Origin of the sequence: Clostridium beijerinckii HUN142 (genome assembly GCF_000621745.1) — a bacterium.
GTDB lineage: Bacteria > Bacillota > Clostridia > Clostridiales > Clostridiaceae > Clostridium > Clostridium beijerinckii_A.
The window spans coordinates 1-12704 of the sequence record NZ_JHXK01000029.1 but is presented as its reverse complement, the minus strand read 5'-3'; the positions used below and the strand labels follow the sequence as shown (position 1 = coordinate 12704).

General features: G+C 28.4%; 11 protein-coding genes, 1 pseudogene and 1 other annotated feature. Of the genes and pseudogenes, 2 read left to right on the top strand and 10 right to left on the bottom strand.

Annotation, left to right across the window (positions count from 1 at the left end; genetic code table 11):
- Nucleotides 1–140: 140 nt before the first annotated feature.
- From T483_RS0113500 to T483_RS0113485, 5 genes and pseudogenes are all read right to left on the bottom strand, one after another.
- Nucleotides 141–1004, bottom strand: coding sequence for a GNAT family N-acetyltransferase (locus T483_RS0113500; protein ID WP_026887337.1), 864 nt, complete (start codon nucleotides 1002–1004; stop codon nucleotides 141–143).
- 12 nt (nucleotides 1005–1016) lie between these two features.
- Nucleotides 1017–1781, bottom strand: coding sequence for a DUF2087 domain-containing protein (locus T483_RS0113495; protein WP_026887336.1), 765 nt, complete (start codon nucleotides 1779–1781; stop codon nucleotides 1017–1019).
- Nucleotides 1782–1883: 102 nt separating this feature from the next.
- A pseudogene (locus T483_RS30490) lies at nucleotides 1884–2066 on the bottom strand (helix-turn-helix domain-containing protein); the annotation flags it as partial.
- A gap of 1078 nt (nucleotides 2067–3144) precedes the next feature.
- Entirely contained in the window at nucleotides 3145–4671 is a 1527-nt protein-coding gene (gene lysS, locus T483_RS0113490) for a lysine--tRNA ligase (protein ID WP_026887335.1), read from the bottom strand.
- A gap of 170 nt (nucleotides 4672–4841) precedes the next feature.
- Nucleotides 4842–5097: a binding site (T-box leader), on the bottom strand.
- Nucleotides 5098–5173: 76 nt separating this feature from the next.
- Complete coding sequence (locus T483_RS0113485) at nucleotides 5174–6127, bottom strand: ketopantoate reductase family protein (RefSeq protein WP_026887334.1); 954 nt, start codon at nucleotides 6125–6127, stop codon at nucleotides 5174–5176.
- A 160-nt stretch (nucleotides 6128–6287) separates the two neighbouring features.
- Here T483_RS0113485 and T483_RS0113480 point away from each other — a divergent pair, with 160 nt between their 5' ends.
- Nucleotides 6288–6854 carry a TetR/AcrR family transcriptional regulator gene (locus T483_RS0113480; protein ID WP_026887333.1) on the top strand — a complete coding sequence of 189 codons (567 nt, stop codon included), beginning with the start codon at nucleotides 6288–6290 and terminating at the stop codon, nucleotides 6852–6854.
- 537 nt (nucleotides 6855–7391) lie between these two features.
- On the opposite strand, the gene T483_RS0113475 is transcribed toward T483_RS0113480, so the two are convergent.
- Complete coding sequence (locus tag T483_RS0113475; protein WP_026887332.1) at nucleotides 7392–8651, bottom strand: alpha/beta hydrolase; 1260 nt, start codon at nucleotides 8649–8651, stop codon at nucleotides 7392–7394.
- A 678-nt stretch (nucleotides 8652–9329) separates the two neighbouring features.
- Between T483_RS0113475 and T483_RS0113470 the strand changes: the two genes are divergently transcribed.
- On the top strand, nucleotides 9330–10016 hold the full coding sequence (locus tag T483_RS0113470; protein WP_026887331.1) for a YetF domain-containing protein: 687 nt from the start codon (nucleotides 9330–9332) through the stop codon (nucleotides 10014–10016).
- 177 nt (nucleotides 10017–10193) lie between these two features.
- Here the strand turns inward: T483_RS0113470 and T483_RS0113465 are convergent, their stop codons facing one another.
- The 4 genes from T483_RS0113465 to T483_RS31615 all read right to left on the bottom strand — a co-directional run.
- Nucleotides 10194–10544: a DUF2200 domain-containing protein gene (locus T483_RS0113465; RefSeq protein WP_026887330.1), complete on the bottom strand. Its 351-nt coding sequence runs from the start codon at nucleotides 10542–10544 to the stop codon at nucleotides 10194–10196.
- Nucleotides 10545–10924: 380 nt separating this feature from the next.
- Nucleotides 10925–11182 (bottom strand): hypothetical protein, encoded by a 258-nt coding sequence (locus T483_RS0113460; RefSeq protein ID WP_242841862.1) that lies wholly within the window; start codon nucleotides 11180–11182, stop codon nucleotides 10925–10927.
- Between the two features lie 424 nt (nucleotides 11183–11606).
- Nucleotides 11607–12044, bottom strand: a complete 438-nt coding sequence (locus T483_RS0113455; protein WP_051560381.1) for a GNAT family N-acetyltransferase — start codon at nucleotides 12042–12044, stop codon at nucleotides 11607–11609.
- A gap of 258 nt (nucleotides 12045–12302) precedes the next feature.
- Nucleotides 12303–12704 (bottom strand): shikimate kinase (locus tag T483_RS31615; protein WP_035790177.1); only part of this gene is annotated, 402 nt, incomplete at its 5' end.

Below are 12704 nucleotides of genomic sequence, written 5' to 3'. Positions count from 1 at the left end.
AAGGATTGCTTAGTGTTACCAGCACTAAGCTTTTCTTATTTATATTATATCAAATATGTTAGAAAATTAAACATATTTGATATTTCATTTATGATAAGTTTCTCCGTAACTACTTCAAGTGAGGTTTTTCCATTTTATTCTCATGCAATTTCTATCCAGTGACTTAAGATATTATCTATTACAAATCCTCTTTTCAAATACATATTTAAAGCAATTGAGTTTTTTTCAATAACAGTTAATGTAACCTTATCCACATTAACTCCATTTAAAGTGTATATAGCAGTTTCTAATAATCTCTTGCCATAACCTACACCTCTAAACTCATTACACAAGCCAATATCAAAGCTCCCAACCTTATTCTCTATCTCTATATTCATAAATCCTATTAATTTGTTTTTATCTCTAACTAAATAATATCTATTTTCACTATTATCATTTAAATATTTCTCTATATCCTCCATTTCGTAATAGCAACCATGGGGCATATCACTAAATGATTTATTAAAAACATTAAGATACTCTTCCTTATTCGTCTCTGATAGATTAATTAACTCTAAGGGTTCACTAGTTGTTTTCCTATTTTCAAGTTTCATTTTATAGGAATTATACCTTGGAATATATCCTAATTCATCAAGTAACTTTAAGATTTTCTCATTCCTTACCCCTAATAAGATTTTGCTGCCCCCTTTACATTTACCAAGATTAATGGCAGATGTAAGAAGCTCACTTACAATATGAACCTCATTCTCTGCATTATTAGATACAGTTAAAAAATGAATATATACTACTTTTAAATGCTTTATAGCTTCTAGGATAACTTTTACTGAACCTACTACCTTATTATCCTTAAAGAAAAATAATATTCCCTCACCAAAATTATAAACTTTTGTATTAAAGTCCTCTTTTATTTGTGGTATAGATTTATCATTTTTTTCTAAGCTATTTAAATATAATTGTACCTCTTTTATTTCATCACCAATTAAATTTCTAAACTCTTTTATCATCTCATCCCACTCCTATTCCTTAACCCAGTACTTAGTGCAATCATTACTTCTATCTATAAATCCATACTCAATTAAGGCTCTTCTTATGGTTGCATAGTCCTCAAAAATCCTTTTTAATACTCTATTTATTTCCTTCTCAGTATAAGTCCTACCAGTGGAGAAGTTTTTCACTATTTCCCCTAAAACTATAATCTTCTTCTTTTCCTTAGCTGGATAGGATTTTAAAGCATTTGTTTCATCCATATATGCCTTAATAGTTACTTCTCTTTCCTTATCAGTAATGTTATATCTATCATCTAAGGTTGTAGCAGTTTTGTGAGGGTCTGTTATAACTTCCTTATCTAAAACATTTATCTCCTTTGATGCTGTATTACTTAAAAGCTCCATTACAGCTAAAAATAGTCTAGCTTGCTTTTCCTTTTCCCTTAGCTTAAATCTATGGTTTCTAATAGTTGATTGGGCTATGCCAAGCTTTGTTGCTATCTCCTTGTCTGAAAACCCTTGAGCCATTAATTTTATTAGTTCTCTATGAATCTCAGATATTCCTGTAAAGTCTGAATTCATATTTAATAAATAACCTAAGGAAGAATTATGCACTTCTTTAATATGGATTTCAGTTATTTTTTTTGCATCATAAAAATCCTCTTCTCTCTTAAATATTCTCCCCTTTTCAAAGCTACTATTGCAAAATATACAAGTAAACTCTTCTGCTCCTTCGATGTAACCTTTTTTAATCTCATCTATAGATGACTCCCATAAAATTTCATTTCCCTTCATTACTCGCACTCCAATCTCAAAGTTTTCTAATTATATTTTATGCAATAATTTCACTTTTGTCTATATATAAACAAACTTTTTTAATATTTGTTTGCATTATTTAAGTTTATACTTAAATACCAGTAATATATTTAAACCTACTCTTAAAAGTCTTGCTAGTGCTGTTAATATAGTTATATATGAATAATAAATACCCTTTTCCCATTTATTCACTGCTGTTGTTGATATACTCAGGTAATCAGCAACTTGTTCTTGAGTTAACCCTTGAGCGTTTTTTTCTCTTTTATTATGCTAATAAAATTCCAAAACTATTTCCACTACCTCAATCCCTCACCCATCGAATGTAATGCAATCACAATACTTAACCTGCATTCATTAAAAAATAACCATTGCTACCAATACAACGCTATAATAAATATTACAGAACCATCTGTTTTTTTGGAAAAGTCGTCTCTCTTTTTAAATTCAATTTTTATTTAGCCCCTAATCATTTAACAAACACACTCCATAATTTTATTACTCGATTAAAACTTTTCTCTACTAATATTTAAGACGTATTTTCCTATCTTAAATCATATAAGAGTCGATTTTTTTAAAGCCAACGACCTTCAAACCCGCATTATTCCAGCATATTCTTCAGAATATTAGAATATCAGAATATATATTCTAGTATTCTGAAGAATAAATATGGTGGAGAATATATATTCTTTACCATATAAGAATATTGACTAAATGTTTTTGAGCTTGTTTTAAATCTCTCTCTAAATTTTACAAAGCCTTATGAAAATTCTTGCGCCCTATTGCTTAGTAGCTTATTACACTCATAAAATAAAAAAAGAATACCAAAAGCTCTTATTGCTCTAAGTATTCCAGTTAATTATGTAAGTCTATTATTATAATATATATTTATTTTTATTCTTGTTTCTCTATAGTGTTCCTCATTGAAAATTTGAAATATCTCAAGCAGAAAAGTTGGATACATATTTGTGAAATTTTCATAGTCATATGGAACAAGTATGTATTCAATTTCGGCTGATATCCGCATAAGCTCGACTCTCATTGCGAAACCCTATATAAGCAAACCAATTACAATCTAAATCCATACTATGAAACATATCCCAACTAGAAAGCAGAAACATTTTTATGCAGCAGGCATTTGAAAATAAGCTGTTAAAAGTTCTTAATTGTAGATTGTTCCACTAATGCTTGTCACAATGAAATTGGGAACAAGCACTAGTGATGCAATCTGAAATTTAGTACTTTCAGCGAAATTTTCATAGTCCTGCGAAATAACAATGTTTCTTCTTTCGGGGGATTATTACATAAACTTAAATCTAATATTGTTTATCTAGGTTTTTTATTTTTATCTTTTAACTAAAGGAAATGCAATAACATCCTTTATTGTATTTGATCCAGTTAGAAACATTATCATTCTATCAATACCGATACCTAGGCCTCCAGTTGGTGGCATTGCTGTATCAATAGCTATAGCAAATTCTTCGTCCATTGGACTTGCTGTTTCTAGTCCTCCTCTTAATTTTTCAGCTTGGTCATGTAATAATATACGCTGTCTTAATGGATCATTTAATTCTGAATAAGCATTTCCAAGTTCTACTCCATAAGCATATGGTTCAAATCTTTCAATTAAATCTGGATTTTCCCTATGAACTTTACAAAGTGGTGATGATTCTTTTGGAAAGTCTATAACAAAAGTAGGTTGTATTAATTTTTTCTCGCTATATGCTTCAAAAAGATTTGTTATTAATTCTCCTTTAGAAACTTCATTTATATTTAAACCTTCATTTTGTTCTTCAATCAAAAGAGAATTCTCTTTTATTTTACTTATAATTTCTTCTTTAGTTAAATTCTCTACATCAATACCTGCATCTTGTTTTACAAGATTGCACATAGTTTCTCTCTTCCATGGAGCCTTAAAATCAATTTCTTCTTCACCATATTTTATTTTAGTAGAGCCATTAACAGACATAAATACATGTTCATACATTCCTTCCATAATTCTCATCATATCTTCATAATCTGCATAAGACATGTAACATTCCATTAGAGTAAATTCTGGATAATGTGTTCTATCAATTCCTTCATTTCTAAAAGATCTTGCAAATGTATAAACCCTTTCTATTCCTCCAACAATAAGTCTTTTCAAATATAATTCTGGAGAGACATTCATATATACTTCACAATCTAAATCATTAACAAAAGTTTTAAATGGTTTTGCTTCTCCTCCACCATACTTAGTATCAAGTACAGGAGTATCACATTCAATAAAATTCATATTATTTAAATATTCTCTAATTGCAGTAATTGCTTTAGAACGGTTAATAAATCTTTCTTTAACGTCTGAATTCATTATCATATCTAAAGATCTATGTCTTTGTCTTAAATCTGAATCTTGAATTCCATGATATTTTTCAGGAAGGGTTCTTATTGATTTAGATAACAATTCAAATTTGTTTGCTCTAATAGTTATTTCCCCTGTCTGAGTCTTAAATACACTTCCCTCTACCCCAACAATATCGCCGACATCCATTAATTTTAAAACATTATAATTTTCATTTCCAATTAACTTTTTACTAAAAAATATTTGTATATTTCCTCTTTCATCTACTATATTGGCAAAAGTTGCATTTCCCATTCTTCTAAGAAGCATTATTCTTCCTGCTAACGAAAACACTTTACTTTCATCAATAGTATTAAAATTATCACAGATCTCTTTTGTATGAGTTTTTTTGTTGAAATCATAATTATAAGGATATGGATTTATTCCTAACTCACTAAGTTTATTTAACTTTTTTATTCTCTCCACTATAAATTCATTTGCGTTTGTCATTATATTTTCTAATTCATTTAAATTTTCATATTGTTCATACATTTTTGTTACCACCTTTACTTATTTATTAATCAATTTAGGCACATAAAAGAAAATATCACTTTCAAATTTACCATGAATATTTTATCAGGCAAGAAAGCGGATTTACTTATTATTCTTTTGATATTGCCTTAATACAAATAAAAAAAACCTTCACCTCCAAGATTTCTAATCTTGAGGACGAAAGTTATAAATTCGTGGTACCACCTCAGTTTATGTATGCGTTGCCGTATACACCTCTTCAAGTACATCAAAAAAAAGAGATACTCTATACCTATAACGTGGTATTCCGTCACATCCTACCTCTGCAAAGCAGACTCAGTGTGCAGCTCCAAGACCTTCTTCAATAAAAATCCATTGCTCAATCCCACCATCTAGAGCTCTCTGAAAATGAATTATTTTATTTACTCTTCTTTTCATTGCTTTTAATACATTTTACAACAAAAACCTGTTTTTGTAAATATAACATCAAAAAACTCTCTTCATAGTGTTTTATCTTCAATTATCATTTATAAATAGGTGACTCTAAAGATTCAAGCCTAGGAATGGATATCCCTAGTCTACGTGCTTCAGCAAGAGTATCGCGTACGAATATTACATTACTTTCAGCTTTTAGATTTTCACTCCCACTAGCACTTCTCATTATTTCTCTTGGCAGCTTACCTTCAGCTAATGCTAATTTCATTACAAAAGCCACAAGGCCTGCAGGTAAATTCACTGCAATATTTATTATTGTACTAACCTTAGAGCCTTTAGCTTCCATCAATGGTGTAAGTTCCCTTAATATTAAAGCAAAATTTTTAAGGGCACTTGTGGAATTAAATAGATTATTAAGCGAACCTGCTTTTGAGGCTGCAGCCATCATACTTGCGTTAGTAATTACGTGAAACCATAGCCAATTGCGCATATCTTTCTGTTCAGAAATACCAAAACCTGCATTTTTAAATAAGCGAGTCGCCATATCATATCTAGCTTTATTAGTAGTATTATCAATGAATCCCATAAATATGTTTTTCATAAACCCACCATCTAATGTGTTTTTATTTATAAAAGATCCACCAGCTCCTGGGAATCCCCAAACAACTTGTTCTTTAGGAATTGATCCAATTGAGTTTAAAGGTTCATCAATAATATTATTAAATATTAAAACAGTTGAATTATTAACAAGTGGCTCTAACCAATTTATTATATTGCTTAATTGATTATGATTTACGCTAATCATAATCAAATCAAAATCATGATTAGATGACAGTTCTTCTATCATTTTGATTTTCCAAGATTTATTTACTAAATCACCTTTTTTGTTCTTTCTGCCATCTAATATTTTTAAATTCACTATATCGCCATACTGATTGATTCTTCCTTTACGCACGTAAAATGTCACATCATTGCCTGCTTGTTCTAAAGCCCATCCATATTGTGTTGAAATTACTCCTCTGCCTATCATTAAAATTTTCATTATATTTCCTCCTATTAAACATGTGTTGTTTAAAATATAAGTGTATGTTAATATAATATTTGATTACTCATAAAGCTACAACCAATAGATTTTTAGCTATGTTGTATAAACAACATTTTATTAAATCTGTTGTTTTGTCAAAGGAGATTAATGATAAATTATGAATGAAAAAGACCCAAGAGCAGTAAGAACTAAAAATTTGCTTAAAGAGTCGTTTGTCCAATTACTTGAGGAAAAAGATTTTAAATACATAACAATTAAAGATATTACAACAAAGGCAACTATAAATAGAGCAACTTTTTATGCTCACTATATAGATAAGTATATTTTATTGGAAGAACTCGTTATAGATTGCTTTGAGGAAATGTTACCAATAGAAATTTTAAACTCTATAAATTTAACCGAAGATATTATAAAAGAACTTATTGTATTCCTTTATGAATACAATATCTCTTTTTATCAAAAGCGTAAAATTGATTCTACATCTATAGCTTCTACTGTAGATAATTTATTAAAATATAAAATAGATACTCTTATTGAAAAAATATTAAATAGTATGGTAGCCAGAAATGAGTTAGATTCTAAAGATACAAATATATTAGTCAAACTAATTTCATCATCAGTATATAGTTGTGCTCAATATTGCTATTTTAGTAAAAATAATAAAGAATACAATATTGAAAAAACGATTAGCTTTATTATGAATGGGATGAAAGCTGTTAAATAAAAAAATATCGCAAATTTATTCTTAGTTATGAATAGATTCGCGATATTCTAATTTAATATTAGATTTTTAAATGTAATATTACTTATCTTAAATGCTACAAATTGAAACCCATAAAGACAACATCTGTAATTAAAATTGCATTTTAACTTTTTACTTTCCCTTACTACTATTTTCTGTAATCATTTCTGGCGAATGGCTCTTGAATCTTTTCAGAAATAAGTAATTTATATTTCTGTGGATGGCGGTATGAATTGCCATGTACTTCACGACTTCTATACTCTCTGATTTCATCAATAGGAAAGTCAGCTATATAAATCCCCTCTCGTTCACCAGCTTCAATAATAAGTGTATCTCTTGAACAAAAGTCAGAAGGTCTGTACGCAATCCCATCAAATGCAGAAGAATGGCCATTGCAGTCAGGTTTACCTTTGGGATGATCTCCGCTCTTTCTTTATAACTTATCAAAAAGTTTTAAAGACATAAAAAATAGTACTACTAGTTTCATCTTCTTTATTCATCCTATTATAATTTATCATCTTAGTATCCAATAAGCGAAATTAATCCATTGGCAAGTGTCTGCCCCCAACTCAGATAGTCATGTCCACTTTTAAAAAATTCAAAATCAACATGATAACCTAATGATTCTAAGGTGCTCTTAACATTCAATGAATTGTTAATCATTCTTTGTTTATTTTCAAGAACGCCTATATTCATATAAAACTTTAGTGGCAGTTTTGGGCTTAATTTTATTTGTTCACTCATCCAGCAATCAAGTTTACTATCTTTCTTTTCAAGTTCTACTTTACATTCCTTTTTTTCGTCTGATTTTTTAGGCTTGTACCAAAATGAACCTGATTCACAAAGTACATTTCCAAACACCTCAAAATGTTTTACCCCCATATATATAGCTGTTAATCCGCCAAGGCTCAAACCACCAATTATTGCATTTTGAGGTTCCTCTGATAAGTTATATTTTTCTCTAAGCCAAGGAATCATTTCATTTGCTACAGAACTACAAAATAAATCATTACACGATAAATCCTCAGATCTTTCATCTATTGTATCAATAAAAATCGCTACAATAGTCGGGATTTTTTTATCATCAATCAAATTATTCAAGGTTTGTTCTGCTTTAAGAACATTTATATAATCATATCCATCTGTCAATGCAATAAACCCATAAGGTGGTGAATCTTTGCTATAACCATAAGGTTTATAAATGTTTATAACTCTAGGTTTTATGAAGTATGAGCTTTCAAATTCAAGCTTTGTAATAGTTCCTTTTGGGATATTGATTCTTTCTTCAAGCCAAAAATTTTCTTCTGAATTAGGCATGTTAACATATGGTGTCTCCGCCATAAAACAACCTGGCCTATCAAAAGTTAGTTTATTTTTGTTAAATTTATCCGCTATCATATTTTTATATCTTTCTGGACATCCTCTAAGTAGAGAGTCATTAGGGAACAAATTGTACGAAAATTTTACGTCATTTCTAACTTTATAAATCCCATACCATAAATTTGTATCACGGATACGATCAAGAAGATGTTCTTCAATATTCTCATCAGTTAAAGCCGGTAGTATTGTTGAAATTATAAGTACATTTTTAATCGGTTGTTCAGCAAAATGGAATATTGTAACTAATGAATAATCTGGTTCATCCTTTATTGGTTCAATAATTGGGTTCCCTTTTTCCTTTAAAAATTCGAGAAATTCACTCAAAGCCTTTTTTTCGTCATTTTTAATATTCATTTTTAATTTTTTTATTAATTCTGTTTCAATATTATTTTTAATCATAATTCATTGTATACTTTTTATATACTATCCCCTCTTAAATTAAATAGCTTAATAATATTTCCTTTATAATATTAATACTAAAATAGAGCAAAACCACATGAATGAATCATCATGGCAAAACAATGGTTGATATTTTACCCCTATTAAAATATCAACCATTGTTTTGCCATGAGCATCTAGAATAGATGTGTTTTCTGTTTTCAATTCCTAATATTACATTTTAAAGAGATTCACATATATTAGACTTTTCAAATTCATACATCACAGACCATTTAGTGTCGTATTCTTAAAGATATATTTTTCACCTATCCCCATTCTACCCATCCGTACTCTTACTATTATAAATCAATTATAACATAAATTGTAAATGCCATAATATTCAATTTTAAAAGACTAACTTTTTATTTAATACATTCAATCTAAAAATTAGACAGTAAAAATATCACACTTTTACATATAAATAAGTGTGACATTTCAATCTAATATTACTATCAATTACATAGATACATATCTTTTTAATATGCTGGACAGATTACGCATTACTCATTATAATCACTGTTTATATTGAATATAAACGTGATTAATAGTCAATAATCCATTTATATTTACAACTTTTCATACTGCACTATTTTCTTTACATAAAGATTATTTTTACTATAGCTTTAGGAGGTAATACCAATGATTCCAACAAACACACTTTCCGTATTACTAAGAACATTCATACTTTTTATAACATTACTAGTTTTAACCAGAATATTAGGAAAAAAACAAATGAGCCACCTAACCTTTTTTAATTACTTTACTGGAATTACAATTGGCTCAATAGCAGCTAACATGATTCGTGAAACTGAAGAACCTTTTTGGGATGATTTTATAGGATTAGTTTTTTGGTGTCTATTAACTCTTTTAGTTGAATACATTGGCTTAAAATTCAGCAAATTAAGACAAATAATGGATGGTCAACCTACAATAGTTATAAAAAGAGGGATGATTTTAAAAGCTTCTCTAACATCTAATCGTCTTAACTTAGATGATTTACTAATGCTACTTAGGAAACAAAATATATTCTCTATTAAAGAAGTAGAATATGCTATATTAGAACCTAACGGAAACTTAAGTGTACTGAAAAAGCCACAAGATCAACAAATTACTAAATCTGATATGAACATTACTATTCCTACACCGAAATATTTACCATCTGAAATAATTTCTGACGGAAAAATAGTTAGACATAATTTGAAAGAATTAAATTTAAGCGAAGATTGGTTATATACTCAACTTAAAATGCAAAATATATCTAATTTAGCGGATATAATATATGCAGAACTTCAAAGTGACGGTACATTATTCTTACAAAAAAAATAATTTATATGCGAAATCTTCTTCTTAACATTTTTTATATAATTTATTGTACATAACCTCACTAGTCTTTATGGTACCTAAAAATACATTATATAAAGTTTCAAATTTAATCTGGTCAACAAAAAAACACCAATTATTTATATTTTACATATGAAATCAGTGTTTCTCAGTTTTTAATAATTATTTTCTTAAAATCTTATTCATTGCTTTTCCCTTTGCTAATTCATCTATTAGCTTATCCAAATAGCGAATTTCCTGCATAATTGGTTCTTCAATTTCTTCCACTCGAACACCACAGACAACTCCTTTAATCAAAGTCCGTAAAGGGTTCATTTTGGGAGCTTCTGCAAAGAAAGTCTCGAAATCAGTCTGTTTTTCCAGCTCAGCTTCTAGCTCTTCCTGGCTATATCCTGTCAGCCAACGGATGATTTTATCAACTTCTGTTTTTGTACGTCCTTTTTTCTCCGCCTTCATAACATAAAGGGGATAGACATTTGCTACACTCATTGTATAGATCTTATGTTTGGTCATAATATATCCTCACTTATGTAATCTTCTTTATTTAGACATTCTTTATTCTATTATAATTTTAAAATTACCCTTGAATATTAATATACAAATCTAAAATACCAACAAATAATAAGTACTACAATAAATAAATTCCATAAGATTAATTCTATTACACTTTTCCTATTAACTATTAACTATTAACTTATTTGCAAATCTATAACTCATACTTAATATTATAGTATATAAAGACATTATAATTACCATTAGAAATTTCACATACTTATTTGCATGAAATGAATCAGAAACTATGTAATATATTATTAAAAAAATGACAATTGAGACATTATACTATTTAAAGCATTTCTCTAAAATTTTCACTCAAAAAACTTCTCCTAACAATATTACGAATTTATAAGTTTAATTGATACTATTGAACTTAAAAACAAAAATATGCTTATACATATTGATAAAGTATATTCTTTTTTCTTATTTAATTTGAAAGAATTAATTCCCATTATTAGTTGTTGCATTCCCAATAAGATGAGCATAATTGGCATAATAATTTTCAAATCATGTTTCACCATAGAAAATATTGCTGTTAAAATAGTTACTATTGATATTGTTATATTAATAATTTTGAATTTAGTATTATAATACATAATTATCCCCTCAAAATTCATAGCGAGTTTATTCGCATTTATTTACATTAATCTAATTATATACCAATTACTTGTAAATATTCAATTTAATCTAATATGATTACACCTTCTTTAAATTTGCTTGTGTTTAATAACTCCATATTTCGAAAATTAGAAATTTCATTTTCATAGTCTTGCCTACAGTTTTATTATGAAGGGGATAGAAGCTGTTAAATAAAATCACTTTATATTTATGACAGATTTCTCTGTATAAGTAGAAAGTGATGAATCTTTTATTACATCCGTTTTTAGAATTATGCACTAAGTTTATAAACTCTTCCATATTACAAAAATGGTCTTTTATGAATTTTTATATTATCTTTAGCCCAAATTATATATTTATATAAAATCCTTTATTTGAAATATCCTGGAATTCTTCTATTATTTATATAATACTTTTTGAAAAACTGTATCCTTTAATACTGTAACCTATACTTTCATAAAAAGAGTTAGCTTCTTTGCGATTTATTCCACTATTTAAAGAAACTGCAATTGAATTTTCTTCTAATGCCCACTTCTCAGCTGCTTCAACTAACTTTGAACCTATACCTTTTCCCCTATATTGCTCACTAACTATCAATGCAACAATTCTTACATAATCTCCATCATATTCATACGCATATAATTTACTTAATCCGATAAAACCCACGACTTTTCCACTAACTTCTGCCACAAATGTTTTGTAATTCTTACTTGAATTAATTTTACTTAGTCTATCAGACACCTTACTTAAAGTCGATGGATATCCTAATTGTTTAATTAATTCTGTTAAAGTCTCAAAATCACCGTTGTTTATATCTCTCACATAAATCTCTTCTGTCATTATCTTCTATACCTCCTGCAAGCAACAATTCTTATTTTAATTTTTGCATGTCACTTATTATATAATGATAATATTAAATGATTTTTCAAACTTTAGTTAGTACCACAAGTATAGATATATCACCAATAGGTGGATTCTAAAACACAGAGAAATTAACTTTGGATAAATTAATACAATAATAATTACTTCATACTTTTTTAGGATTGCGAATTACCTCAACGATAAATTGGACTTTTTACATCAAAATTCTCAATAAACTTACTCTTGAGAATCCAGTTTCCAATATTCACGGACTATTATTTCAACATTCTTATTTAACTCCCCATCACCACTTAACCTAAGTACTTTACAAGGCAACGAATCTGCCCATTGTGTATGGGTGCTCATACATGGAGAGCCATCTGTATCATATCTTGCTGAGTTATCAAGAAAACGGCAATGTACTTCATACATATCGCCACCTTCTAAAATTCTCTCTCCATATACTTCATATTCTCTCTTATGAATTCGGGCAATTCTAGTATTAACAGATGCAGTAATATGTATAGCTAAATCAAATAATGGAACAAAGGGCTGATTAAAACTATCCATTGAACCTGCCATCACAAAATGAGTTCTTTTTGATATATCTGTCATTAATCTGTTAATCTTTTCTTCATG